This window comes from Massilia sp. FBCC-B171, from assembly GCF_059134155.1.
Genome location: NZ_CP101443.1, coordinates 3,235,382 through 3,260,250, shown reverse-complemented (window position 1 = coordinate 3,260,250; position 24,869 = coordinate 3,235,382). Strand labels below are relative to the sequence as shown.

Sequence of the window (24,869 nt, the reverse complement as noted above, 5' to 3'; positions counted from 1 at the left end):
CACAGGCTGTGTAAAAACGCAAAACGGGCAGCACGCCGGCGACACTCGGCCTCTTAAAACGCTCTCCACAGGCTGTGTAGATAGTCTGCAGAGTGACGAGCAGTAAAAAACAATGCCCCGCGTCTTGCGGGGCATTGTTTTTTTGGGGAGACGTAAAAGCCCTCAGGCCCTGATGGCAGCCAGGGTCCAACCAGCGCCCTTCCAGTTGGTCACGCGTTTCAGGTTATATGCAAGCACCGCCAGGCTCAGTTCGCCTTTAGCGCCGCTCAGACCTCGCATCAACAGGCGCGCGTTGCGCAGGATTTCGTGTTTGATGGTGCCAAATGGGTGTTCGACGGTTCGGCGGCGCAGCTTCATCATTTCCGGTTGCTGTGCGACACGGCGTGCATTGGCCTCGACGGCATCAGCATTGAGTAACCGCGATACAAAGCGCTGCTTGGCGCCAGTGCACTGCGGCTTGAGGATACAGACCCTGCAGCGTTCGGCCGGGGCTGCGTACACCACGGTTTTCTCCTTGCGCAAGACCTGTCTGCGCTGCAAGAGTTCGTTGGCTGGGCATACATAGCAGTCGCGCTCGCGGTCGTAACTGAAGGTCTCGAGGCGGTAGTATTGTCCTTTGCCCCGGGGATTGCCGCTCTCGAGCGTAGCGACGAATGCCTTTTGGCCAGCCTGGTCCAGCAATTGCAAGTGGTCTGCGTTAGCGTAGCCGGCATCGGCTACCACTGCGGGAACAGCGTCCAGCACCTGTGTTGTTGCCTGCGCCATCGGAGCGAGTTGCTTGATGTCGGATGTGTCGTTGCACACTTCGTGATGCACGATCAGATGGCTGTGGGCGTCAACCGCCGTTTGAAGGTTGTAGCCGGGAGCCCCGTGCAACGATTTCATGGCCCGTGCCTGCGGTTCACCCTGCACCGACAGCGTCGACTCGCTGCCGTCCATCCGGTCGATCTCGCCGTGGATTTCCGTTTGTCGCTGCTGCAGTCGCGTCAAGGCAGCCTGCACAGCCTTGCGGTCCGTTGTCTCACCGAGCTCGTCCTGGTCTGTATTGTCCAGCCGCGACAGGTAGCCGGCGATCTCCTCGGCAATGGCCTGCTGCGTGCGTTGCAAATCGACCTTGCGGGCCAGGGCTTTCTTCGATGCTACTGCACGAATCTTGCTGCCATCGATCGCAACCAACTCTCCCTGGATGAGTCGTGCCTGGCGTGCGAACTGGACGAAAGAGGCCGACACGGCGACCAGGCCGGCACTGTTCTCGCGCCGGAATTCTGCGATAGTCTTGTGATCCGGGGCCAGTCGGCCAAGAAGCCACATCACTTCGACGTTGCGATGGCACTCTCGTTCCAGAGCACGGGACGAGCGCACACCATTGAGGTAACCGCATACGTACAGCTTGAGCAGATCAGCCGGATCATAGGGTGGACGGCCCATGCGCTGTGCCTGGGTCTTCGAAAAGCCCAGCGCCGTCAGATTCAGGCGCCCGATCCAGGCGTCGATAACCCGTACCAGCGCATCGGGCCCTACCAGATCATCGAGCATGACGGGAAACAACGCCGCCTGTGTCCTGCTTTCACCTCTTCGATGTGCCATCTGCCCCCCCCCCGGAATGAACAAAGCCTCCCGAGTTTGACCTCGGGAGGCTTTGTTGGTTTACCTTCGACGCAGACTATTTACACAGCCTGCGACAGGGCGCTTTCGTAAGTAGAGCTTCTCGATCAGCGGCGGTACGGATTGTCCGGCCGGCGGTCATGCTCGTTGCGGCGGCCGTCGCCGTCACGGTCGCGGTCGCGGGTGTTGCGCACGCCGTCGCCGTCGATGTCGTTGTCGTAACGGTTCGGGACGCCGTCGCGGTCGGTGTCGAGGCGGCGGCCGCCGCGCTCGTAGCGGTCCGGCACGCCGTCGCGGTCGCGGTCACGGTAGCCCTGGCCGCGGTAGCCGCCGTCGTTGTAGCCACTGCTGTAGAAGCCCTGGCGGCCATAGCCATCGCGGCCGCCGTAATAGCCGTCACGCCCGCCGTAGTAGCCGTCGCCGCGGTGCGCGGACCAGCCGCCTTGCTGCATGTACCAGCGTCCGCCGCGTTGATGCCAGGCCGGCGGCGCGTAGGCATAGCCGGGGCGTTCGACGATATAGCTGCCCGGCACCCAGTAGTGGCGATGGCCGCGCCAGTCCCAGTAACCCGGCGACCAGACGTAACCGCGGCGCACGGCGGGAGCACGTTCGTACATCGGCGCCGGCGGGGCCGAGCCAATATACAGTTGAACATCTTGCGCCATCGAGGGCAGCGGTGCAAAGGCAGCAGCGCCGAGGGCGATCAGGCTTGCGAGGGTCAGGCTGGATTTCATGTCGTTCTCCATCTCCAAAAGCGGATGATTCAATATATCAATCGCTTGAGTGAAATGGTGCGTTTGACGCATGTGCTTACAACTGAAACAGATTGCAGCAGCTCGGCTGCAACAGGCTGGAAAAGGGAGGAGAAAAGCAGGAGGAATAGTAAAACGGGCCGGGCGCCCGTCAGGGGGCTGCCCGGCGCGCACGGGCGCTCAAATCCGGCTCCCGCCGGCGCGGCGATCGGCCAGCAGGGTCCGCTGCTCGGCGGCGGGACGCTTGCCTTTCACGACGACGACGGCCATTTTGGTTTCGGTGGCGATGCTCGAATCCTGGATGAGGGCCGGGCGGGCCTGGGCTTGTGGCAATGGGTCGTTGATGAAGCTGGCCGAGCCGGCGGCGGCGAGGGCAACGACGAAAACGGCTTCCATGTGCTTGGCGATGTTCACGGTAGTTCTCCTTGCGGGTGGGGTTTCGATGTGTCCAATGTAGCCAAAGCCTCCCTGGAGCTCCATCGGATTGCGACGAGGCGCATGAAATGCGGGATGGCCTGCACAAATTCGGGATCGACCGATGCCGCGAACGTCGCCGATCCCGGCCGTATCGGCGCGCTTTTCCCTTCCCCCAACTAAGAGCGCCTAACAAAACCGCCATGGCTGCGTTGCATGCGTCTCGCCGTACTAGCGTACTGTCTTCGCCGATGCGCCTTGCCCTGACGGTTTTGTTAGACGCTCTAAGACTAATGCGGCCATGTGGGCCGCGAGGGAGGCAGGGATGGGGGAGATGTTCGCCACGGCGTTTGCCGCACTGGGTACCAGCCGCAGGGCCTGGCGCCGTTCGCGCAACCTGCGTGCAGGGGGGCGTCCTGCGCCGGCTTCCCGGGCTGCTTTCAGCTGGCCTGCCTTCAAGCTGACGGGTGGACCGCGCCTGTGGCTGATCCTGCTGGCCCTGTGCCTGGCCGCCGGCGGCGCCGTCCTCATCGCCGGCCATGCGCGTTCGCTCGGCGCCGCCGCAAGCAGCCGCGCGGCCGGCGCCGGCGGCCCGGTGCGCAGCCTGGCGGCCTTCCAGCCGGCGCTGCCGGGCGTGGCCTTCAGTGTCGCCGCCGAGCCGGGCGTGAACCTGTCGGCCCAGCCGGGCGGCGCCTTGCTGGTGGTGTCGAACCTGCGCGCCGAACGGCCGGTCGTGATCGACCTGTGCAGCCAGGCGCTGGCGGGCAGCGGCGGTCGGCTCGCGCCCCTGCGCATCGGCTACCGCTTCCCCGAGCTCGCGCGCCTGGCCGCGCGCAACGAGACGGCGGCCAGTCCCGTCACGCTCCGCAATGTCGTGCTGAGCGGGGCGGCCATGCCGCAGGTCGACGTCACGGGCTCACTGGCCGCGCCGCTGCAGCTGGCCTGGCGCGGCCAGGCGGCGCGCTGGATCGGCGACGCCAGCAGCGGCATGATCGCGCGCGGCGAACGCGGCACGGCGCTGCTCGGGCGCGAGGGCTGGCTGGCCTGGGGCGAACACGAGGCGCTGCGCATCGCGCGCCGCGCCAGCGCCGCCTGTCCGCAAGGGGGCGAACTGGTACTGACGCGCTACGCGGCCGCAGCAGGCGCCAGCGCTGCGGCCTTCGTCGCCGCCTTCCCCGAGCACGGGGGCATGCACAGCGCGCGCCTGGCGCCCGGCGACTATCGCATCCCCACCGCGGCGCCGGCGGCGCTGGAAGACGGCGCCCTGTTCGACAGCCTGCTCGCGCGCGGGCTGGTGCGCCTGGCGCCGAACGGCATGATCGAACTGGCGCCGCGCGACCTGCTGCAGTGGCGCGCCGCCAGCCCGGCCCAGCGCAGCGCCGACCTGCGCAGCTGGGACCGGGTCGAGCTCGACGACAGCGGCCGGCGCCTGCTCGAGCGCCTGCATTACCGGGCCGACGGCGCCTTCGTGCGCGAACAGGTCCGGGTCTTCAATGGCGAGCGGCGCCTGCTGGCCTGGCGCGTGCGGCCCGGCCTGGAGGCAAGCGCCTGGCAGGCGCAGGCGGGCATGAGCGCCGCCGCGGCCAGCGAGACGATGCCGCTCGCCGCCTCGCGCCTGTTCGACAGCCTGCCGCAGGGCTGGGCGCCGTGGCGCCGCATGGCCGACTGGCCGGCCGGGGCGGGAACAGCGCGCCTGGTCCTGAGACTGGCGCAGCCGGCCAGCGGCAATGAACGCATCGAGCTGATGGTCGCCGGCCGGGTCGGCGCCATTCTCGGCGCCGCGCCGCTGGCGGTGCAGCCGGCCTGCGGCGGGCGCGCCTGCCGCCAGCTGGACGACGTGCGCATGCTGGTATTGGCGCCAGAGCGCGGCGCGCGCGAGATCGCCATCGACGCCGCGCCGCTCGACCTGGCCGGCATGGGCTCGGGCGACGCGGCCTACCGCCACCTGCAGGTCAAGGATGGGCGGCTGGCCTGGCAGGCGCTCGCGCAGCCCGGTCCTGTGCTGCGCGCGGCGCCCGTCCCGGTCAGCCTGGCCGACCGCAGCGGCACGCCCTTGTGGGAAGGCGGCAGCGCGACGCAGGCCGCCCGGGACGCGGGCCTGGCCACGCTGCTGGGGCTGAACTCCGGTCATGCCGGCAGCGTGGCCGGCATGCTGGCGCGCCTGCCGGCGCCCGATGGCCGCGCGCATGCGGCCACGCTCACCCTCGACCTCGGCCTGCAGCGCCTGGCCAGTGCGGTGCTGGACTGCGTCGGCATGCGGCGCGGACAGTGGGACGGCCGGCGCTGCCAGGGCGGCGCGGCGGCGCCGGCCGGACGCCAGGCGGGCCTGGTGCTGCTGGACACCGGCAGCGGCGACATCCTGGCCGCCGCCGGCAGCGCAGCCGAAGCGCTGCCGGCGAACGCGCCCTGGATTGAAGTGCGCGACTTCGACCGGGTCGACCCTGCCAGGAGCCCGCTGCGCCAGGCGGCCCTGCAGCACGACGGCGGCGCCGAGCGCAGTCCCGGCTCGACTTTTAAAATCGTCAGCGCGCTCGGGCTGGAACTGGCGGCCCAGCGCGATCCGCGCCTGGACGCGCTGCTGGGCGGAATGCCGCTGACCGAGATCAATGCACACGCCGGAGCACGCGGCTTTGCCTTTCGCACCGATGCGCCGAGTTATCCGAACACCGGCAGTGGCGCCCGCATCACCAATTTCCGCGACGGTAACCTCGACCGCCGCGCCCAGGACGGCAAGCTGGGTCTGGCCCAGGCGCTGGCCTACAGCCTGAACACCTGGTTCGCCTGGGGCGCGGAACTGTCCGACGCCAGCCTGCTCGGCAAGGCGCAGGGCGGGGCGCCCAGCCTGCGCGCGCTCGACGCCGAGGCCCTGGCCGGCGTGCGACCGATTGCCGACATGGCGCGCCGCCTCGGCTTCGAGCGTCCCTTGCTGCTCGACGGCGGCCTGCTGCCGCTTGATTACGACTGGCGCGGCTGGGATGCGCTGCAGGCGAGCGTGGCCGGGTTCGATCCGATCGGCTCGCGCCACGAGCTGCGCCAGATGGCGATCGGCCTGCGCATGCAGGCAACGCCCCTGCACATGGCGCTGGCCGCGGGCGCCGTCGGCGAAGGGCGGGCGATCGCGCCGCGCTTGCTGCTCGGGCTCGACGGACGCACGGCCGCTACGCAGAAAGGGGCGCCGCTCGGCGTGCGCCTGGACCGCGTGCGCGCCGGCCTGCACGGCGTCGTCACCCACGGCACCGCGGCGAGCGTGTTCAAGGGCGCAGAGTTCGACCGCCTGCGCGCCGGCCTGTACGCCAAGACCGGTACCGCGCCGGTGGGCGATGCGGGCCAGGCCACGGTCTGGTTCACCGGTTGGCTCGAGCCGGGCAGCATCCCCGGGCAGAGCCGGCGCCTGGCGTTCGCCGTGTTTGTCAGCAGGTCAAGCGCGACCGGCGGCGAGCATGCGGCGCCGGTGGTGGCCGCGCTCCTGCGCAGCATGGCGCAAACGGGGGAACAGAAGGGATTCTAGCCCTCTCCAGCGCGCCTCGATTTTGTGTTTGTATGGCATGATTTACAAAATCCGTTATCTGGCGGATACGCCATCAACCACAAGAGGAAGTATGCGTTTGCCGGGAACCCGGTATCAGGAGCCAGGCTGGGAGCAGGTGCGCAAACTGCTCGGACAATGTTCGCTCGACGCCTTCGCCCGCTGCGACCTGGCCGAGCTGCTGGCGCTTGATGACAGCGGCGCGGCGCTGGCCCTGTACGTCGACCTGCTGGCCGAATCGCTGCACGCCGCCAGCCGCAGCGCGCGCGCCCAGGCGCCGGGCAACAGCTACGGCGACAGCGTCGTCGAACTGGCGCTGCTGCTGGCCTATGAATTGGCCGCGCGCCCGGCCGACTGGGAAGCGTTTCGCACGGCGCTGGCCGGCGAGCATGCGCGCCTGCCGGAATTCTGGCGCCAGGGCGGCGGAGAAGCGCTGCTGCGCAAGAAGGTCAACGACATGTTCGCCCTCCTGCGCGACAAGGTCGACGCCGACAATTACCAGGCCGCCTGCGGGCGCCCCTGCAGCCCGAACCGTATCTATGCCTACCGCATGCTCGACACGGCCTATGGCGAGATCGCCCGCCTGTTCGCCGACTGGCACGCGCACCGCGCCCAGGTCGGCGCCATCCTCGGCCGGGCGCTGGACACGGCGCTGCCGATCGAAGTGCGCCAGCTAAGCTCGATCGCCGGCTGCCGCCCCGAATGGATTTTGCGCTGGAGCGAGAGCCTGGAGCGCTACACCGGCTCGCCCGGCCCCCTGCACACGCGCTCGAAGCGCTTCGACAGCCTGAAAGGCAACGCAGGAAAGATCGGCGAGATGCTGGCCGAGATCGGCGAATACGAAACCCTGTCGGCCAACCGCGACCGCGACTGGCTGCAGGACCTCGATACCTCTGCCGCCTGGCTCGAAGATTACTGGCGCGTGCTCGACGAGTCGCAGGCCGCCAGCACGCCGGGGCCGGACCTGATCCTGGAGGCGCTGGCGGACGAACTCGATGCCGAGCAAGCCCCCGAACCAACGCCGGTGGCCGATGAAAATGACCCGATTGCCATGCTGCGCGCGCAGTCGGTTTCACTGCCCCCCGGCTTTGTGCTTGCAGCGGGCGCGGCGCAGGATCCGGGCAGCTGGAGCGCGCGCATGCTGGCCGGCGAATCGATGGCGGTGCGCCTGGCGGTCTACGCCAAGCTGCTCGGGATCGATGACGACAGTTATCCCGACGCATGGCGCGATCCGGCGACGAATGCCTTGCCGACCATGGCGCAGCTGGCGGCGCTCGACGCCGTCTCGCTGCCGTCCTTGCGCAAACGGCGCGATGCGGCCATTGCCCGGCTAAGCGCAGCAGCACCGAAGGAGAAAAGCGAATGAAGACGAATAGCGATATGGAGCGCAAGCTGCGCGAACGCCTGCTGCTTGCGCCGCGTGAAGGCGACCGCCTGATGCTGGGCGACGCCGTGCTGCAGGCGGCGCTCGACGGCAGCCGGCCCCTGAGCGCCGGCGAGCGCGCGGCCCTGCAGGCCTCGCCCCTGACAGCGCGCCGCCTGCGCACGCTGGCGCTTGAACGCCGGACAGCGGCGGTCGAGGCCTGGCAGGGCAGCAGCGGCATGCTGCGCGCGGCGGACAGCGGCGCCCCATTAGCGGAGCTGGCCACCGACGACGGTTTCTGGCGCCTGCATTTTGTCGATGGCGCAGCAGGACAGCGCGTGATCCTGCAACTCATGCCGGAAGCCCCGTTCGCCGCGCGCCTGCTGCAGGGCGCCGCAAAGCTGCGGGTGCTCGATGGCGCCGGCGAAGAAGTGCTGGCCGGGCGCCTGGATATTGATGGCGAGTGCGAAGCGGCCTGGCCGTTCGCGCTGGCGCCCGCCGCGCACTTCCAGCGCCATGGCGCGGCCTTCCGCGTGCAGCCGGCGCCCTGACGATGCTGGAACTGTTCAAGCGCATGGCAGGTGCGCCCGCCTTCGACGCCGCCGGATTGGGCACGCAGCGCATCGCACTGGCGATCGGCGCCGGCTGCATGCTGCCGCCCGGCGCCGTGGGCGTCGCCGTGGCCGCCAGCGGCCACACGCGCCGCATCAGCGCCGGCGGGCGGGTCAACCTGGCCGAGGGCGAGCTTGGGTGGTGCTTCCATGGCGGCCCGTATGGCTGCGACCTGGTGCCCTTTGCCGCCGCGCCCGAAATCGGGCTGCGTGTGCATTTCGCCATCGACAGCCCCGATCCGCGCGTGCACCAGCAGCGCTTCGACCTGTTCCTGGCGAGCGAAGCGCAGATTGAGCTGACGGTGGCCGATCTCGCCGCGCGCATCGAGGCAGCCTTGCAGCGCGAACTGGCCCAGGGCAACCTGGAGCTGCCGCCCTGCACCACGCTCGACGAGTGGAACGCCTTTCGCGGCGGTTTTAATCAGCTGCTCTATACCCGCTTCGGCGTCACCGTCGACGACTGCGTGCCGGTCGACCTGGCCGATACCCACGATTTTGCCAAAGCGCTGGCGGCGCGTGCGGTGGCTCACACGCCTGGCGTGCAAGCGCCGCCGATGCAGGACGCCGCCGCGTCCAATGTACCGACCCCGGCCGGCGACGCCCATGCGCTGCGGCGCCTCTTCCTCGAACTGCCCTGCGTGATGTGCCGCGTGCGCGAGGCGGCGCTGCCGCAGGGGCCGCAGCTGTTCCGCCAGCAGCAGGCCTTGCTGCAGCGGCTCGACCTGGTCTGCCTGGCCGCGTCGACCATGCCGGCGCTCGGCCTGGCCGCACCCGGGCAGCCGCTGGCGCTGGAGGTCCAGCTGCAGAGGGCAACTCACAGCCTGCAGGCGGGGGCCGCGCTGGACGAAGCCTGGGCCTTGCTGGCGCGGCTCGAAGTGGCGGGAGACGAGGACCTGGCAGGCCTGTTCGATGAAGCCGACCGCATCGTGGCCAATCTGGAGCAGGCGCTGGCCGAGCGCAAGCGCGTGCGCTTCGACGAAGAGGAGCAAGCATGAACGCCCCTTTGCTCAAGCGACCCGACACGGTAACCCTGCGCAGCGTTCTCGCCGGCGGCGGTTTCGTGACCGTGACGGCAACCCGCCGGCCGCGCGCCGGACGCGCCGAGGTCAAATGCAGCGCGCCGGGTGATCCAGCCGTAGCCGCGCGCATGGCGCTGGTCGTGCGCCTGGCGCGCCATACCGAAGCGCGCCAGGACAGCCGCGACCAGGTCGTCATCAGCTTGGACCGCGCGCCGCTCGACGCCGAACGCGACTGGGAACTGGCCGTCGTGCTGGCCGACCGCGCGGTGCGTGGCCTGCTGGTGCTGCGCGAGGGCGCTGTCGCAAACGGCTGGTCCGAGGCCTGGCAACTTGGCCGCATCGAAGGCCATGACGCCGTTAACCCGCCGGCTGGCGCCTTGTTGGGCGGTCGCGGCAATTTGCACCATATTGGTGCATTTTCCGGCCAACCGGACGTGGCGGCCTCGGTCTCGAGCGCGCGCGCCTGGTTCCCGCTACATAGCGGCGGCGTCCACGACGCCTTGTGCTGGGTCGAAGTCAGCGTCTATCCGCTGGGCGAGGGCGATGGAGGCGAGGAAGACGCGATTGCCGCCCCTGGCATCGACAACGCACGCCAGCAGGCGCTGCGCCAGGTCTTGCTGGGCGCGCGCCATTTCGATGGCGAGCGCGCGGCGCGCTGGCGCACCACCGTGCGATTGGGTCAGGCCGCGATTTCCGGCAACTCCTGGGAACTGGCGCTGGTGCTGGCCGACCGCCTGGCGCGCGGGCGCGAGTTCGTGCCGCGCGGACGCATCATTGCCAGCGGCTGTTCCAGCGCCTGGCATGCGGGCGTGGTGGAGGCAGTGGAGGGACTGGGGCCGAAGTGCGCCCTGATCGAACGCGAGGCCCAGGCTGGCGACCGCGTGCTGCTGCCGCGCGCCTGGGAAGCGGGCCTGCCGCCCGGCCTGCACGACGCGCTGCGCGGCAAAGGCGCGAGCCTGGTCTGCGTCGAGCGCATCGGCATCATTTGAGGCGGCGCCGCCTGATAGAATCGAAGGCGGCGGACCGTCGGACGTTGAGAATTACCTGAGGATGGAGTCGGATCATGGTCCAGATGTTCGGTTTTGGCGGCAGCAAATGTCCGCGTTGTGAGCACAGGAATGCGGGTGGCGCAGGCTTCTGTGCGGCCTGCGGCATTACCCTGGGCGCGCCGAGGAATGCGCCGGTGCTGGTCGAAAACCGCTGGGTCGCGGGACCCGACGAGCTGGCCGTGTTCTTTGGCGTCAAGGCGCTGTCCGGGCTGTTCGTGAAAACCCTGCGCGTGCCGGCCACCGCGCGCGCCTACATCCTGCAGGGCGAGCAGGCAACCGAAGTGCCGCAGGGCGAATACGAGATCGAAGGCTTCTTCTCGCGCCTGAACCACCTGCTGCGCGACGGCCACGCCGAAATCCTGATCACGCGCACGAATGCCTTGCCGGTGAATTTCAGTTTCGACGACCTGGAAACAGCCGAACACCTGGCGGTCGGCGCGCAATTTTCCGTCAGCCTGCGCATCGAGAACGTGCCCGCCTTTGCGCGCCACTTCATGACCATGCCGGGGACGGTAACAACGGCGCAGCTGCGCGAACTGCTGCTGCCGGCCGTGCGCCAATTGGCTTCAGAATTCGTCGGCGCGCGTTCGCTGCGCGAGATGGCGGGCCAGAACGAACTGCGCGCGCAATTCGACGAGCGCCTGCAGGGCGCGCTGCGCCTGCTGCTGGCCGACTACGGCCTGGGCGTGGTGCAGGTCGACACGCTGGCGCTGCGCCACGATAAATTCGACGCCAACCGCGCGCGCATCGGCACACTCTGGCTGGCCGCCGACGAGCGCCGCGTGCAGATGACGCATGCGCGCCAGCTCGAAGAACTCTACGACGAGCAGGCCTGGCACCGTATCGCGCACGAGGAGCAGCTTGCGCGCCAGCGCGTGCGGCGCTTTGAGGTGCAGGAGAAGGAAACCCTGGACCGGGGCCAGGTCACGCTCGACTATGCCGAGCGGGCCCTCAGCATGCGCTCGCGCGAGATCGAGCTGTACGGGCGCGTGATGGAAGCGAAATCGCGGCGCGATGCGATTGAACGCGGCGCCGGCGAGGTGCTGGCCGAACTGGAACACGCGATGGCGCAAAAGCGCGGCCAGCGTGCGGGCGAAGCGGCCGAGTGGGCCCAGCTGCAGGCGCTGGCCGGCATTCGCATGCGCAGCGCGCTGGAAGTGGCGCAGCAGGAAGCCCAACAGGCGCGCACCGTGGCGCGCCAGCGCTTCTCGCAGCAATTGCTGACCCAGCAGATCCGCAACAAGGTCGAGCAGGCCAGGGAGATCGAGGACGCCGTGCGCCAGCGGGCGGAACTGGCGCGCCTGCGCGGCGCCGAAGAAGCCGCCGCCGAGCGCGCGCGCGCACTCGACGACGAGGAGCACAAGGCCCAGTTCGACCTGGTGCTGCTGGCCAATACCGCGCGCCGGCGTTCGCTCGAGCGTGAAGAAGAGTGGATCGAGCTGCTGGCGCAAGCCAAGGTGCGCCAGCAAGGCCTGGGTGCGGACCTGGAAGCCGAAGCCGTGCAGCAGAAGATCGATGCGCTGCGGCGCGCTAGCGGCCAGCAGGAAGCGATCGCCCAGCACGAAAAACTGCTGCGCACGATCGAGGCCGAGCACCGCCAGGCGCGCGCGAGCAAGGAAGTCGAGCTGCTGGCCGAAGAACGGCGCCACCAGCAGCGCCGCGCCGAGCAGGAAGCGAGCTGGCAGCAGGAGCTGCGCCGCCTGGGCGTGGAACGCGCTGAGCGCGCCGCCCAGCTCGAACACACACTGGCGCTGGCGCGCCTCGAGATTGAACGGGCCGAATCGCTCGACGCACTCGACGACACCACAAAATTGGCCGTGGCCGGTGCGCCGAACGCGGCGGTGCTGGCCGACTACCTGAAGACGCGGGTGCACGCGACGATGGACGCCGGCCAGCTGTCCGCGCTGGCGGGCGTCGTGGCGGCCGGCGGCGCGCTCAGCGCCATGGACGCGGCGCGCCTGGCGCAGGAGGCGCTCGAGCGCGAGCGCGTGCGGCGCGAGATCGAAGTCGACAAGGACCGGCGCCACCAGCTCGATTTGCTGGCGCTGCAGAACGACGTGAACAAGACGGCGCTCGGCGCCCAGGCCCAGGTGGCCGCCGCGGCGGCCGGTGCCGTGGCCGCCGGTGCACCGGCTGCGCGGCGCGCCTGCGCCAACGGCCATCCTGCGCAAGGCAGCGAGCGTTTCTGCGGCGCCTGCGGCGCGCCGCTGGACTGACGAAGGCCAGATGCAAACAGCCATCGACAAGATCCGCGAACTGCGCGCCCTCCATGAGGACGGCCTGCTGAGCCGCCAGGAGTTCGACCTGCGCAAGAACGCGATCCTCGACGCCGCCCACGCGCTGCCGGCGGCGGCCGGTGGCGCCGCACCATCGGCTGCGCGCGGCACCGAGCTTGGGCTGATGGCCGGCCAGCAGGTCGGGCCGGCCAACCGCCGCTACCGCCTCGAACGCCTGATCGCGCTGGGCGGCATGGGCCAGGTCTGGCAGGCGACCGACCTGGCCACCCATGCGGAACTGGGCCACAGCGCCCAGGTCGCGCTGAAAATCCTGTCGCCCGAACTGACCGAGAGTTCGGGCCACGCCAAGCTGCTGGTGCAGGAAGCGACGCGCGCGCGGCGCCTGGCCCACGAACACATCGTGCGCGTCTACGACTGGGCCCAGGACCCGGCCACCAGCAGCTTTTTTCTCATCATGGAATGCCTGGAGGGCGAGGACCTGGAAAGCCTGCTGGCGCGCGAAGGCGCGCTGCCGCTGGCGCGTTCGCTGGCGCTGCTGCGCCCGGTGGCCGCGGCCCTCGACTATGCCTGGGAGCGGCACCGCCTGGTCCACCGCGACATCAAGCCGGGCAACCTGTTCGTCACCGCGCGCGGCGAAGTCAAGCTGCTCGACTTCGGCATCGCGGCGCGCGCCCGTGCCGTGGGACGCAGCGGGACTACGTCGACCGAAGCACCGGCGCTGTCGGGCACGCCCGGCTACCGCGCGCCGGAAGCGGGCGCCCCGGGTTCGGCGCCATCGCGCGCACTGGATGTGTATTCGGTGGCGGTGATGGTGCACCAGATGGTGTCGGGCATGGCCACCCCGGCCATGGGACCAGCCGAGCGCCCCGACGGACTGCGCGACGGCCAATGGGAAGTGCTGCGCAGCGGCTTCGCCCAGGACCCCGCGGCGCGGCCGCAGAGCGTGACGCAGCTGCTCGATCGGCTCGACGCGCCCGCTGCGCCAGCCGAGGCTGAACCGCTTGCGGCGCCGGCCGAACCCGTGGCGGTTGCCGATCCGGCACCCGTCGCCCCTCCCGCTCCGGCGGCGCCCGACCCAGCGGCCCAGCAAGCCGCCGACGCGGCCGCACGCCTGCGCGCCGCTGCCGCCCAGGCCGCCCAGCAGCGCCTGCGCGAACAGCAAAAGCGCGAGCGCGCCGAAGCCGAAGTGTCGCGCCGGGCGCGCCGCGAAGCGCTGCGCGAGCAGCTGGCTGCGCGCCGCGACGAAGAAGTGGCGAAGACGCGCCAGGCCCAGGACGAAGCCCAGCGCAAGGCGCTGCAGGTCAAGGCCGCCGCCGCTTACCTGGCCGAACAGGAGCGCGCCAGCGCCCAGCCCGCGCCGCAGGCGCCGGCGCCGGCATCCGTCCCTGCCGAGCCACCCACGCTGCTGCGCGACCGTTTTCTTGACGCCGAAGGCGAGGGTCCGGAACTGGTCGTGCTGCGCGCCGGCCGCTTCCAGATGGGCTCTTCCGAACACGAACGCAAGATCGCCATGGCCTCGGGCGCCCAGAAAAACTGGCTGGCGCGCGAGACGCCGCAGCACTGGGTCGGCATCGCGCGGCCCTTTGCGATCGGGCGCTATCCGGTCACGGTGGGCGAGTGGCGCCCGTTTGCCGAGGCCACCGGCTGGCAGCCCGACAGCGAGGTCAACTGGGCCGCGCCCGGCTTCGCGCAGACTGACGCGCATCCGGTGGTGGGCGTCACCTGGATTGACGCGCAAGCCTACCTGGCCTGGCTGGCCGAGCGCACCGGCCAGCGCTACCGGCTGCCGAGCGAAGCCGAATGGGAATACGCCTGCCGCGCCGGCACCAAGACCGCCTTCAGCTTCGGCGACGCGATCGACACCAGCCTGGCCAATTACGACGGCAATTTCACCTGGAACGGCGGCCAGCGCGGCGAGTACCGGCGCGGCACCACGCCGGTCGGCCAGTTCGCGCCGAATCCCTGGGGCCTGCACGACATGCACGGCAATGTGTGGGAATGGGTGCAGGACATGATGCACGACAGTTACGAGGGCGCCCCGCTTGATGGCAGCGCCTGGGAAACGGGCGGTGAACGGGCCCGCCGTATCCTGCGCGGCGGCTCCTGGCTGTACAACCCGCGCTACCTGCGCTCGGCGCTCCGGAATGGCTTTTCGGCCGTGATGGCGAACGATATCGTGGGTTTTCGCGTGGTGCGCGAACTGCCGGCGGCGGCGGACGAGAACGACGTTTCCTGAAGCCGATTTCTCGAAGGTAGCGTGTGTACGCCCCCGCGCGCCAGGCGTAAGCTGATCGCAGTTACCGGATTTTTTTATCGCCCACAGGAGGGCGCGTCATGAGAATTCCCGAAGAGCTGCGTATTCCCGCCATGGTTTTTGCATTGCAGGCGGCCTTGCTGGCCGGCTGCAGCCTGATCTTCCTGCTGCTGGCGAGCTGAACGCGGATCAAGCGCCCGCATCGAGGCCGCGGTCGTCGTGCGCGGCACGTTTTTGCGACTGGTTCTGGCTGCGCAGCACCAGCGTGGCCGGCCCATTGCGGTATTCCGGATAGGGCCGGGCGGCAAAACGCGCCCCTTGCGGCCAGCCGCGCAATCCCTGGAAAACCAGCGCGGGCGTGAGCGCCGTTTCCTCTCCGCTGACCGGGTCGAGATGCCAGAAGCCGCCGTCGCGGTGAAACAGCAGCTGCAGCCCGAGCGCCGCCAGGCGCAGCGTGGCGGCCAGGGCGCGCTCCGGATCCATCAGGTAAAACGCTTCGTGCTCCATGCCGGCGTCGAGCCGGTGCAGCAGGATCCCGTTCGGCAGCAAGGCCGTCACTTCCAGCACCGCCACGCCGGGAATGCTGGCCGTCAGCTCGATGCGCATGCCCGGACGCAGGGCGACCGGGGCGTGCTTGCCGGGCCAGACGCCGTCGACCAGCAAACCATAGCGCGACACGTCCTCGATCTCGAAGCCGTCGCGCGCGCGCCGCACCAGCGCATGGCGGCTCGAGATGCGCCGCGTCAGGCCCTCGAGGACGGGACCCGCTTCGCCATGGTGCATGAGGCGGATGTCGGCATCGATCGCGCCCGGTTCGCTGCGCCCGATGACGACTTCGTCGAGGGCGAACAGGCGCAGGTGGCGTGGCAGGTGCTGCGCCGGCTGTGCCTCGCCGCCGGCGCCCAGCACCAGGCAGGCCGTGCTGGCCGGGCAGGGGTGGGCCGCGGCCTGGGCCGGCACGTCGATTTCGAGCAGGTCTTCGTCCCAGGCGATGCTGGAAAAGCCGAGGTCGATCTTGCCGGCGCGCGCGTCGAGGTCGAGGTGGGCGATGCCGGCATTGCTGGCATGGACGTCGATGTCGAGGCGCCCGCCGCCGCTTGCGAACCCAGCCCGCACGCGCGCGATCGAGGCGTCGTCGGCATGCACGCGCACGTTCTTGTGGGTGGCGAGGAAGGTCTGGTGGATGTCGTGCAGGCTGGCGTCGGCGCGCGGCGCGAGGATCAAGAGGGTGGCGACCCAGGTGCGCGCGCTGCCGGCTGCGCGGCTGTGCAGTTCGGCCTCGATGCGGTACTGGCCATGTTCCAGCCCGCGCGAGGAAAATTCGAGGAAAACCGGCAGCCAGTCGCCGCGCACGGTGCGATTGAAACTGTGGCGCTCGCCGTTTTCCAGCTGCAGGCGCGAACTGGCGAGCAGGGTCACCTGGGCGGCGCAATCGGCCGGCATGCCGCGCAGGTCGAGTTTCAAGACCTGGCGGCCGCCGGCGGCACGGGGGTCGAAGCCGCTCACGTGCAGATGCGGCCGCATGGCGGCGGGGGCGGCGATCGGGGCGCTGGCGGGCAGGGTTTCCAGCGCGGGGACGGCCTCGGTGACAGCCGATGGCGTGGCGGGCTGGACATGACCGTGCGCGCAGGCGTTCTCTCCTGGCATCACCCAGACGGTGCAATGCGGATGATCGGGATGGCTGCAACGGTTCATGGGAAAGGCCTTGTGGACCGGGAAAGCTTACGCGGATTTGCCCAGCCGTGGCGCGCGGCAGCGGCCGGCTGAAGTTGATTTACCGCACTATTTCCTATTGTAAATCAATAACCGGCGTTCAAGTAGTTTGCGGCAGCGCCGTCTCGTCGCGGCCGCCGGCGGGCAGGCGCAGCACGATGGCGGTGAGGTTATCCGGCTGCAGCCCGACTGGCGGGTGCTGCGCCAGCTCGTCGAACAAGGCGTCCAGGCCCGCTTGCGCGTCCCCGGACGCGAACAGGCGTGGCCAGCGCGCGACGAATTCGGCCGGGTCGCTGCAGGACCAGAAGCCGTCTGTGGCCAGCAGATAGGTGGTGTCGGGCCGCAACTGGACGGCGCGCCGGTCCGGCAGGTCGCGCAGCCAGGGCGGCAGCGTCGATGCATCGAGCGCCACCAGGTGGTCGTCGAGGTGTGCGGGGGCCAGCAGGGTATTGCCGAGGATGAAGGCCTGGGCGATTTGCGGCGCGTGGCCGCCGTGCACCTGGCGCCACCAGGCGTCCTCACTCAGCAGGCCGGCGATCGCCAGCACGGTGGCCGGCACGTGGTCGACCGTCAGCGGCCTCGCGCCCTGGTCCGTGATTTCGTACAGGCGCGAGTCGCCGGCATGCCAGAGCAGGGCGCTGCCGCTTGGGGCGATCTCGAGCATGGTGAGCGTGGTGCCGGGACGGGGGCCGGCCTCGTGCAGGTCGTCGAAGCGCTTCTGCAGCTGCGCGTGCAGGCGCTCCAGATGCCGCGTCAGGCTGTCGACATCGGCGCAGGCGGGAATCGCCAGCAGGCCGGCGGCCACGCCTTCGGCAGCCTCGCGACCGTGCCCATGGCCGCCCATGCCGTCCATGACGGCCAGGCGCAGCTGGCCCGGCGGCCAGCCGTCGATCCGGCGCGACTGCGGCAGGCCGCCGGAAAGCCAGCTGGCGCGGCCGGCGCCGTCGATCACCAGGAAGTTATCCTGGTTCTCGGCCCGCTGCACGGGGCCGGCGCCGATCTCGCTGCGCGCGGCCAGCTCCAGTGGGCGGCTCCCATGTGCACCTGTCAGCATCGTCTTCCTTCTCCTGCGCCGGCTCGCAGCACCGGTATCGCCTATGGTAAGTTATGGTTTTTCCAAAGCCGCGCACGCCATGTTGATTCGCCCGCTCGATGCATCCGACCTGCCTGCCTGCGCGCATTTGCTGCAGGCGAGCGCAAGCGAATTCATTGTCCACGAATCGAGCTTGGCCGGGGCATGTACTTTCCTGCGCGAGAACGACGAGGACGGCATGCGCGGCTATGTCGCCGCCGGCCATGTGTACCACGTTGCAATCGAGGCCGGCGAGATCGCGGGCTTCATCGGGATTCGCGACAACAGCCATGTCTTCCACCTGTTCATCGACAAGCGCTGGCAGCGCAAGGGGCTGGCACGGCGCCTGTGGCAAGTTGCGCGTGCCGCCAGCGTCGAGCGCGGCGGCGACGGCAGCTTTACCGTAAACGCTTCCAATTATGCCGTGCCGGTGTACGAAGCCTTCGGTTTCTTGCGCACCGCGCCGACCCAGTGCGTCAAGGGTCTGTACTTCAATCCGATGCGCTTCGTCCCCGCCTGAACAGTCAGCGCTGGCGCTCGTCGGCGCGGCGCAGCCACAGGCTGCTGGCCCAGCCTTCGAAGCGCTGGCCATCGGCCTCCAGGCTGACCTGCCACCAGTCGCCGTCGCGCCGTCCCGTTGCCCGCACCAGCGACCCTGCCGGCAGCACCAGCACCCGGCGCGCGCCGACGCCGCGTTCGGCGCGCAAATTGAGCGCGTCGGCCACGCGATAGCTGCGACCGGCAAGCGGCGTATCAAAGGGCAAGACGTGAGGCGCCGCCAGTCTTGCTACCGGCGCCGCAGGCGGCGCCAGCCACAGCCACAGTGCGCCGCCCAGCAGGCTTGTGCCGAGCGCCAGCACCGCCAGCGCCCGCGCATTCGGACGGCGCCACCACGCCTGCGGCGTGACGCGTGCCGCCAGCACCAGGGTCGCCAGCAGCGCGCCGCCGAAGCAGGCCAGGGCGAGAGCGGCGCTCGGCATGCTCACCCCTCGACGCGCAGCACGTAGTGGCCGGCGACGATGTGGTGTCCGACCGGGACCAGGTAAGGCTCGTCGGGCGTGGCCGCTTCGATCGCGGCGACAAAGCCGAGCTGCTCGTCGAGGTGGTAGAGGGCCTGGGTCGGCGACTCGCGCGTGATGCGGTAGCCGTCCGGTGCGGCCTCGAAACCGAAGGCATTGCGCGACAGCCCGAGACGGTCGGCGCCCCCTGCGTCCATCCCGTCGGCGCCGCGCAGGCAGGTCGCGCCATCGAGCACGCGCAGGTTCGAGAGCATCGGCGCGCTGCGCCCGAACACATGGCGCGCGCCGCCTATCACCGGCATGCCTTGCGCCTGCGGCAGGCAGACGATGGCGCCGTAGCGATCGGCCATCTGGGGCGCGGGCGCCAGCACCCGCACGTCGACGCCGTCGCTGGGCGCGAAGCGGTTCGGCACCGCGATGCGCTGGCGGCCGTCGGGCGTGACGGCGTGCACGGCGTCGGACGCATCGACCGAGAAGCCGAGCAGGCAATCGGCCTGCAGGGGACCGATCGCCAGGTCGCGCCCGATGCCGAACTCGATGCCGGTGGCGCCGGTATCGCGGTAGCGCGACAGGCGCGGCAAGGCCAGCGCGGCCAGGCTGACGCGCTGGCGCATCACGGGCGCGTAGGTGGCGTCCTGGTTTGGCATCGCCTGCGGCGCGGCGCGGTGCAGGACCGGCACGGCAGTCAGGTCGGCATCGTCCGGCGAGCGGACGCGTGTTTTCCAGACCGCCGGCGCGCGCGCGGCGGGCGGCGCGCTCTCCACGCGCGGCGCGCCAGCGCTTGGCGCCTGGCTGGAGGCCAGTTTCAGGAGCAGGCGCGGCGCCGTGCCGGTCGCATCGGTCGCGCGGGCGCGGATCGTGTAATAGCCGCTGGCAGCATCAAGGCTGCATTCGAAGGCGTCCTTCGGCCTTACCTGCACTTCGATGGGCGTATCGGGTCCGTCGTTGATCAGGAGGATGCTGGCGTCGACCGCGAAGGGCCAGCCAGGCACGGCATGGGTGGCGCTGGACGCGTCGGCGCCGAGCACCGTCAGGCGCTGGTTCGGGTAGACCGGGCAGACCGGCTGCCAGATGGCGCTGTCGCGCGAGACGCTCACCGTATGCAGCACTTGCTCGTCCTGCGCCGGCAGGTAGACCGCGTGGCCGAACTTGACCTCGACCTGGCCTGGGGAAAGCGTGTCGGAGCCGAGCACGTGGTAGCGCACGTCGTCCAGCCCGAGCAGGTCGCCGAAATCCTTCTGGTGCAGGGCCTGCAGCGTCTCCGCCAGGTCGCGCACGCGCGCGCCGCGGGTCAGGTGGCGGTCGTCGTCCACCTCTTCCTGGGGCAGCACCAGGGTCACGTGCGAGAAGCAGCGCGTGGCCGCCCGGCCGCGCTGTTCGCGCGGCGCGCGTTCGAGCAGGTCGCGCAGGAAGGGGCGGCGGTTGAGCAGCGCCAGGCCCGGCGCCTGCCACAGGGCTTCGGCATTGAACACGTCGCTGATGCGGTTCAGGGTTTCGTGTTGGACGTAGACCGGCATGATGGATTCTCCTCGATTGATGGGGCGCCTGTGGCTCCAAAGGCTAGCAGGGGGAAGATGAAAAACAGCAGGTGCGAGCCGCCGGCGGACAGGAAACTCATCGGCTGGCCCATGATGGGAAAGAAGGCGAGGTTGGTACCCCAGGACAGCAGAAAGTGGCCGAACACGAAGGCCGCCCCGCCACAGAGCACGAAGCAGCGAAAGCGCCCCAGCCAGGCCTGGCGGTAGTCGCGCGCGGCGCTGCCAAGCTGCCAGGCCCGCGCGGCGGCCTGCAGCAGCGCGCACAGGAACAGCGCCTGCAGCGCCCACAGGCCAAGGCCGGCCACGAGGCCATGGCGCTGCAGTAAAAAGGAGGGCGCGAAATCGTCCTGCACCGCCGGAATGGCGAGTGCCTCCAGCGCGCCATGCCCGATGGCCGCGAGGCCCAGCATGCCGTCGGCGCCCAGCCAGCCGCCGCTGGCGATCGCCTGCGCGCCCAGCAGCAGCTGCTGGCCCGTGTGGGGGTGCGCTGCCGGATCGAGCCAGACGCCGAAGCGCTCGCCGTAAAAACTCCATTGCGCCACCTCGCCCGGCGCCGCGCCGCGCACGAGCACCAGGCTTAGCATGCCGGCAGCTACCAGCGCCGCCACGACCAGGGCCGGCCCGGTTTTGCGCGCTGCGCAGGACCAGGCCAGCAGCATGGCCGCGCCCCAGACCAGCAGCAGGATCAGGGGCGAATAATCGTCGACCTGCACCAGTGCCACCGCCAGCAGCACGATGAACAGCAGGGCAGGCGCCGCCAGGCGCAGCCAGCGCAGGAGCTGGCCGCCGCGCGCATCCAGGCTGCCCAGCCCGAGGGCGATGCAGTGGGCCGTGAGGACCGTCAGCACCAGCTTGGCGAACTCCACCGGCTGCAGGTCGAACACGCCGGTCTCGTTGCCCCAGCCGACCTGCAGCAGCAGCGCGCTTAGCGCCGCGCCGGCCAGCAGCAGGAGCAGCAGCTCGATCCGCGCCTGGCCGGGCGCCTGGGCTCCCGCCAGCAGGGCGGCCACGCCGGCCAGGCCCAGGCCCAGCGTGCTGGCGGCGGCCGTCTTTTGAAAATGGCGCAGCCAGGCGGTGTCGGGCGCGCCGGTGCCCAGTTCCAGTTGCAGCAGCAGGCCGGCGGCCAGCAGCAGGACGCCGAGCGCCATCACCGCGCCCGTGCGCCGGCCAAGCAGGGCAAACCAGAGCGCCGCCCAGCACAGCAGCAGCGACGGCAGCACGCCCGGGGCGTTGCCGCCACGCTGGGCCAGCAGCAGGCCAAGGCCGGCGAAAGCCAGCGCCAGGCCGGCGCCCAGTTGCGCGGCGCCCGGCAGATCCTTGCGAAAGCGCGTGCGGCCGGCCAGGACGGCTGCCAGCAGGCCAAGCGCCGCGGCGCCGGCCAGCCACAGGCTCGCGCCAGCCGGCCAGGCCCAGGCGGCGCGCCGCTCCCAGCGCCATTCCACGCCCGCCGGCAGCTCGCTGCGCGCCTCATGGAACAGGGCAACGCGCTGCACCGGTTGCAGGTGCAGGGTGTTGTCGTCGAAGCGCGCCAGCAGGCGTGTGCGCCCGACCGTGAGCGCGGTGACGCCCATCAGCGGCTGTTCGGCCAGCGCCAGGTCGCGCATCAATCCTTGTCCCTCGACCAGCAGCGGCGCACGTTCCAGCGCGCTGGGGGCGGCCAGCAGCGGCAGGCCCTCGTCGAAAAACAGTTGCGCACTGCCGGCCGGCGCGCCGGGATTGCCGACCTGGGTGCCGCAGGACAGGTTGCCGCCGAAGCGCAGCGGACGCTGCACGGCCAGCGCGCCGGGCGCGGCGCGGTTCCAGAGCGCCAGCAGGCGCGCGCCCGGGCCCGCGCCGGGGCAGGCGCCGAGCGATTCGCCGTCGCGGCGCAGGGACGCGCCGTCGTAGCGCCAGTTGTGGCGGCCGTCGCTGAAGGCGACCGCGCCGTCCTTGGCTGCGGTGACGCGGTAACGCGCGGCGCCCAGCTGGAAGGCCGTGCCGGGCGTGACAAACCGCACGCCACTCTTGATGCGATCGGCGCCGCGTTCGAAGCGCAGGCCCTGTATCCCGTCGGCGCTGGCCGCGAACCAGGCGCCGGCGGCGTCGCGGCGCAGGCGCAGGTGGCGCTCGCCGGCCTGGGGGGAGGCCAGTTCGGCGCGGCCCAGCACCCGTTCGGCGCCGGGCGCCAGCGACAGCTTGATTTCTGCCGGCAGCCAGGCCGGCGGCGTGCGCAGCAGGGCCAGCGCCTGCAGGAAGCACAGCAACGCCAAGGCGGCCGCGGCCAGGATCTTGATGCCGGGCGCCCGCATCAGGCGGCCCGCCGCAAAGGGGCGCCCTGCGCGGACGCGATCAGGCGGCTGATCGCCAGCGCATGCGGCGGGCGGTCTTGCGGGCGGCGAGCCAGCAGGGCGCGCAATAGCGCCAGGGCGGCCTCGCCATCGCCTTCGCCCTCGGCGCAGGCGAGGAAGCGCGCGGCTTCGTCGCCGGCCAGGATAGTCGGCAGCTGTGCGTGCAGCAGCGCGGCGCCGGCGCGGCCACGCGCGCGGAAGGCGTCGCCGCAGGCGCCGCAGTAACGCAGGGTGGCGCCGTCGGTGACCAGGTAATAGAAGAGGGCGCCGAGCGAAAAATAGTCGGCGCGCGCATCGGTGACATAGCCGGCCGACGCGCCGCTATCTGCCGGAAAGAACTGTTCGGGCGCCTGCCAGCTGGCGGTACCCGCATATGAATGCGCGCCGCTGTCGAGCAGGCTGCGGTTGGTGCCGAAGTCGGCCAGTTTCAGGCTGGCGCCGGCCAGGTCGACCAGCAGGTTGGCCGGTTTTAAATCGAGATAGCGCCAGCCCTGCTGGTGCACTTTCGCCAGCGCGGCATTGACTTGCGCGGTCCAGGCCAGTGCTTGCGCGAGGCCAGTACGGCGGCCGGCCGCATTCTGCGCGGCCATGTGCGCGGCCAGGTCGCCGTCGAGCAGCTCGAGCGCCAGCGCCGGCAAGCCGTCGGCCATGCCATGGTCGAGCAGACGCACGATGTGGCGCGCATCCCAGGCAGAGAGGGCCGAGAGGAAAGCGATTTCGCGCGCCGCGCATTCGCTCCAGCGTGCGCGCAAACCCGGCTCGGCACGTTCCATCTGTGCGCGGTTGACGAGTTTCAGGGCTACCTGGGCGAAGCCTTCGCGCTCGGCGCGCCAGACCAGGCCGTAGCTCGAGCCGGCCAGCTGCTTGCGCAGCCGGTACTGGCCCGCGCCCAGCGTCACGATGTCGCCGCTTTGCATCATGCTTCCCCCAATGAACGCGGCCAGGCTGCCGCTGCGCACAGATAGCGGGGGGAAGGGCAAACGCGCCCGGAAAAAGCGCGGGACGAAAAAAATCTATGGTCACCCTCCTTTTTGCAACCCTGATTTTTGTATGATGTAGTGGCTTGCTCAAATCTATCCGGCGTCTGTTTGGAGACTTGCTCCGCGCCACGATGAGAGTCGCGCCTGTCGGTCCTAAAAAACCGCTCGGCTTGCAAGAGCCGGATTTTTCGTCAGGTTATCCGTCAGGCCGGTGTGCCGTTCACGTCATCCAATTTCAGCAGTCGCAAAACCAGGTAGGTGTTCAAAAGCAAGTGCAAGAGGCCGTCATGATGGCATGACGGCCTCTTGTCGTTTAAATTCCGTGTGATGTGCAGCGATCGCCCAGGCCGTGCGCGCCAGCTTGTTGGCCAGGGCGCAGGCAACGACATTCGAGTGCCGACGCATCAGCATGGAGCGTACCCAAGGCGCCATGCGGTCGGTCTGGCGCTCCAGGCGCTGCATGTACGCTCGGGCGCATTGCACGAGCAGGCGCCGGATGTTCTTGTCGCCGCGTTTGCTGATGCCGAGCAGGCTATTTTTCCCACCCGTGCTGTACTGCCGCGGCACCAAGCCGATCGATGCGGCGAAGTCGCGGCCACAGTGGTAGTGCTTGCCATCGCCCACTTCGGCAGCAAGTACGCTGGCCGTGATCGGACCCACGCCCGGTATCGACATCAGGCGCTGCCCCAGGTCGTCGTCCTGCAGTTGCCGGCCCAGCTCCTTCTCGATATCGGCGATCTGCTCGTCGAGATATTTGAAATGGCTGTGTAGCCGCTCGAGCAAGGCCACCAGCCGCGCTGGCAGAGCTTGCTCCGCCAGCGCGGAAGGCAGATGTCGAATCGCGGCATGGCCGACCGGCAGGCTAATGCCGAACTCGAGAAGAAATCCATGAATCTGGTTGCTTGCCTTGACGCGCTCGCGCACCAGCGTTTCGCGCACCCTGTGCAGTGCCGACAGGCATTGCTGGGATTCGGTTTTCGGTGTCACGAAACGCATGGAAGGACGGCAGGCAGCCTCGCAGATAGCTTCGGCGTCGATGAAGTCGTTCTTGTTGCTCTTGACGAAGGGACGCACGAATTGCGGGGAGATCAGTTTGACCTGGTGGCCGTAGCCAGCAAGGAGCCGCGCCATGTGATGGGCGCCGGCGCAGGCTTCCATCACAACCGTACAAGCATGGAACCTTGCGAGGAGCTCGATGAGCTGCTTGCGGTTGAGCTTCTTGCGCAGCAGGGCTTTACCTTGGCGATCCTGGCCATGCACATGGAAGCTGTGCTTGCCGAGGTCGATGCCGATGAGCGTAACGTCTTGCATGATGGCCTCCGTCCAGAAAGAACAACACCCCTACAAGTCTAGTAACTTATAGGGTGGAGGGTGACCATCTCATTAACCG

The 24,869-nt window shown here is 69.7% G+C and carries 18 protein-coding genes; 8 read left to right on the top strand and 10 right to left on the bottom strand.

Annotated elements, in window-relative coordinates:
* Window positions 1-162 precede the first annotated feature (162 nt).
* From NMB41_RS14735 to NMB41_RS14725, 3 genes are all read right to left on the bottom strand, one after another.
* Window positions 163-1,536, bottom strand: coding sequence for an IS1182 family transposase (locus NMB41_RS14735; protein ID WP_494378564.1), 1,374 nt, complete (start codon window positions 1,534-1,536; stop codon window positions 163-165).
* Window positions 1,537-1,712: 176 nt separating this feature from the next.
* Window positions 1,713-2,339 (bottom strand): YXWGXW repeat-containing protein, encoded by a 627-nt coding sequence (locus NMB41_RS14730; protein ID WP_494378563.1) that lies wholly within the window; start codon window positions 2,337-2,339, stop codon window positions 1,713-1,715.
* 198 nt (window positions 2,340-2,537) lie between these two features.
* Window positions 2,538-2,771: a hypothetical protein gene (locus NMB41_RS14725; protein ID WP_494378562.1), complete on the bottom strand. Its 234-nt coding sequence runs from the start codon at window positions 2,769-2,771 to the stop codon at window positions 2,538-2,540.
* A 325-nt stretch (window positions 2,772-3,096) separates the two neighbouring features.
* Between NMB41_RS14725 and NMB41_RS14720 the strand changes: the two genes are divergently transcribed.
* The 7 genes from NMB41_RS14720 (at window position 3,097) to NMB41_RS14690 (ending at window position 14,812) form a co-directional block, all read left to right on the top strand.
* The gene (locus NMB41_RS14720; protein WP_494378561.1) at window positions 3,097-6,279 is read left to right on the top strand and encodes a penicillin-binding transpeptidase domain-containing protein; all 3,183 of its coding nucleotides are present in this window, start codon (window positions 3,097-3,099) and stop codon (window positions 6,277-6,279) included.
* Between the two features lie 91 nt (window positions 6,280-6,370).
* Window positions 6,371-7,663: a hypothetical protein gene (locus NMB41_RS14715; protein WP_494378560.1), complete on the top strand. Its 1,293-nt coding sequence runs from the start codon at window positions 6,371-6,373 to the stop codon at window positions 7,661-7,663.
* Window positions 7,660-8,211: a hypothetical protein gene (locus NMB41_RS14710; RefSeq protein ID WP_494378559.1), complete on the top strand. Its 552-nt coding sequence runs from the start codon at window positions 7,660-7,662 to the stop codon at window positions 8,209-8,211. The genes NMB41_RS14715 and NMB41_RS14710 overlap by 4 nt, the downstream gene beginning before the upstream one ends.
* A gap of 2 nt (window positions 8,212-8,213) precedes the next feature.
* On the top strand, window positions 8,214-9,266 hold the full coding sequence (locus tag NMB41_RS14705; RefSeq protein WP_494378558.1) for a hypothetical protein: 1,053 nt from the start codon (window positions 8,214-8,216) through the stop codon (window positions 9,264-9,266).
* Window positions 9,263-10,279, top strand: coding sequence for a hypothetical protein (locus NMB41_RS14700; protein WP_494378557.1), 1,017 nt, complete (start codon window positions 9,263-9,265; stop codon window positions 10,277-10,279). Before NMB41_RS14705 ends, NMB41_RS14700 begins: the two co-directional genes overlap by 4 nt.
* Window positions 10,280-10,353: 74 nt before the next feature.
* On the top strand, window positions 10,354-12,555 hold the full coding sequence (locus tag NMB41_RS14695) for a hypothetical protein (RefSeq protein ID WP_494378556.1): 2,202 nt from the start codon (window positions 10,354-10,356) through the stop codon (window positions 12,553-12,555).
* Window positions 12,556-12,565: 10 nt separating this feature from the next.
* Entirely contained in the window at window positions 12,566-14,812 is a 2,247-nt protein-coding gene (locus tag NMB41_RS14690; RefSeq protein ID WP_494378555.1) for a bifunctional serine/threonine-protein kinase/formylglycine-generating enzyme family protein, read from the top strand.
* A 207-nt stretch (window positions 14,813-15,019) separates the two neighbouring features.
* On the opposite strand, the gene NMB41_RS14685 is transcribed toward NMB41_RS14690, so the two are convergent.
* Complete coding sequence (locus tag NMB41_RS14685; protein WP_494378554.1) at window positions 15,020-16,525, bottom strand: FHA domain-containing protein; 1,506 nt, start codon at window positions 16,523-16,525, stop codon at window positions 15,020-15,022.
* Window positions 16,526-16,643: 118 nt separating this feature from the next.
* Window positions 16,644-17,597, bottom strand: a complete 954-nt coding sequence (locus NMB41_RS14680; RefSeq protein WP_494378553.1) for a PP2C family protein-serine/threonine phosphatase — start codon at window positions 17,595-17,597, stop codon at window positions 16,644-16,646.
* Window positions 17,598-17,676: 79 nt separating this feature from the next.
* Between NMB41_RS14680 and NMB41_RS14675 the strand changes: the two genes are divergently transcribed.
* Window positions 17,677-18,135: a GNAT family N-acetyltransferase gene (locus NMB41_RS14675; protein WP_494378552.1), complete on the top strand. Its 459-nt coding sequence runs from the start codon at window positions 17,677-17,679 to the stop codon at window positions 18,133-18,135.
* A 4-nt stretch (window positions 18,136-18,139) separates the two neighbouring features.
* Here NMB41_RS14675 and NMB41_RS14670 read toward each other — a convergent pair whose 3' ends face one another.
* The 5 genes from NMB41_RS14670 to NMB41_RS14650 all read right to left on the bottom strand — a co-directional run bounded on the left by NMB41_RS14670 (window position 18,140) and on the right by NMB41_RS14650 (window position 24,790).
* Window positions 18,140-18,595: an SH3 domain-containing protein gene (locus tag NMB41_RS14670; protein ID WP_494378551.1), complete on the bottom strand. Its 456-nt coding sequence runs from the start codon at window positions 18,593-18,595 to the stop codon at window positions 18,140-18,142.
* A gap of 2 nt (window positions 18,596-18,597) precedes the next feature.
* Window positions 18,598-20,151: a hypothetical protein gene (locus NMB41_RS14665; RefSeq protein WP_494378550.1), complete on the bottom strand. Its 1,554-nt coding sequence runs from the start codon at window positions 20,149-20,151 to the stop codon at window positions 18,598-18,600.
* Window positions 20,121-22,460 (bottom strand): FtsW/RodA/SpoVE family cell cycle protein, encoded by a 2,340-nt coding sequence (locus NMB41_RS14660; RefSeq protein ID WP_494378549.1) that lies wholly within the window; start codon window positions 22,458-22,460, stop codon window positions 20,121-20,123. The genes NMB41_RS14665 and NMB41_RS14660 overlap by 31 nt, the downstream gene beginning before the upstream one ends.
* On the bottom strand, window positions 22,460-23,419 hold the full coding sequence (locus NMB41_RS14655) for a protein kinase domain-containing protein (RefSeq protein ID WP_494378548.1): 960 nt from the start codon (window positions 23,417-23,419) through the stop codon (window positions 22,460-22,462). The genes NMB41_RS14660 and NMB41_RS14655 overlap by 1 nt, the downstream gene beginning before the upstream one ends.
* 345 nt (window positions 23,420-23,764) lie before the next feature.
* Window positions 23,765-24,790, bottom strand: coding sequence for an IS110 family RNA-guided transposase (locus tag NMB41_RS14650; RefSeq protein WP_494378547.1), 1,026 nt, complete (start codon window positions 24,788-24,790; stop codon window positions 23,765-23,767).
* Window positions 24,791-24,869 lie beyond the last annotated feature (79 nt).

Coding starts and splice junctions, on each gene's coding strand:
- NMB41_RS14665 (WP_494378550.1), bottom strand. CDS start 20,151: ATGCCGGTCTACGTCCAACACGAAACCCTGAACCGCATCAGCGACGTG.
- NMB41_RS14660 (WP_494378549.1), bottom strand. CDS start 22,460: ATGCGGGCGCCCGGCATCAAGATCCTGGCCGCGGCCGCCTTGGCGTTG.
- NMB41_RS14690 (WP_494378555.1), top strand. CDS start 12,566: ATGCAAACAGCCATCGACAAGATCCGCGAACTGCGCGCCCTCCATGAG.
- NMB41_RS14685 (WP_494378554.1), bottom strand. CDS start 16,525: ATGAACCGTTGCAGCCATCCCGATCATCCGCATTGCACCGTCTGGGTG.
- NMB41_RS14680 (WP_494378553.1), bottom strand. CDS start 17,597: ATGCTGACAGGTGCACATGGGAGCCGCCCACTGGAGCTGGCCGCGCGC.
- NMB41_RS14730 (WP_494378563.1), bottom strand. CDS start 2,339: ATGAAATCCAGCCTGACCCTCGCAAGCCTGATCGCCCTCGGCGCTGCT.
- NMB41_RS14735 (WP_494378564.1), bottom strand. CDS start 1,536: ATGCTCGATGATCTGGTAGGGCCCGATGCGCTGGTACGGGTTATCGAC.
- NMB41_RS14700 (WP_494378557.1), top strand. CDS start 9,263: ATGAACGCCCCTTTGCTCAAGCGACCCGACACGGTAACCCTGCGCAGC.
- NMB41_RS14670 (WP_494378551.1), bottom strand. CDS start 18,595: ATGCCGAGCGCCGCTCTCGCCCTGGCCTGCTTCGGCGGCGCGCTGCTG.
- NMB41_RS14715 (WP_494378560.1), top strand. CDS start 6,371: ATGCGTTTGCCGGGAACCCGGTATCAGGAGCCAGGCTGGGAGCAGGTG.
- NMB41_RS14695 (WP_494378556.1), top strand. CDS start 10,354: ATGGTCCAGATGTTCGGTTTTGGCGGCAGCAAATGTCCGCGTTGTGAG.
- NMB41_RS14675 (WP_494378552.1), top strand. CDS start 17,677: ATGTTGATTCGCCCGCTCGATGCATCCGACCTGCCTGCCTGCGCGCAT.
- NMB41_RS14720 (WP_494378561.1), top strand. CDS start 3,097: ATGGGGGAGATGTTCGCCACGGCGTTTGCCGCACTGGGTACCAGCCGC.
- NMB41_RS14705 (WP_494378558.1), top strand. CDS start 8,214: ATGCTGGAACTGTTCAAGCGCATGGCAGGTGCGCCCGCCTTCGACGCC.
- NMB41_RS14710 (WP_494378559.1), top strand. CDS start 7,660: ATGAAGACGAATAGCGATATGGAGCGCAAGCTGCGCGAACGCCTGCTG.
- NMB41_RS14655 (WP_494378548.1), bottom strand. CDS start 23,419: ATGATGCAAAGCGGCGACATCGTGACGCTGGGCGCGGGCCAGTACCGG.
- NMB41_RS14650 (WP_494378547.1), bottom strand. CDS start 24,790: ATGCAAGACGTTACGCTCATCGGCATCGACCTCGGCAAGCACAGCTTC.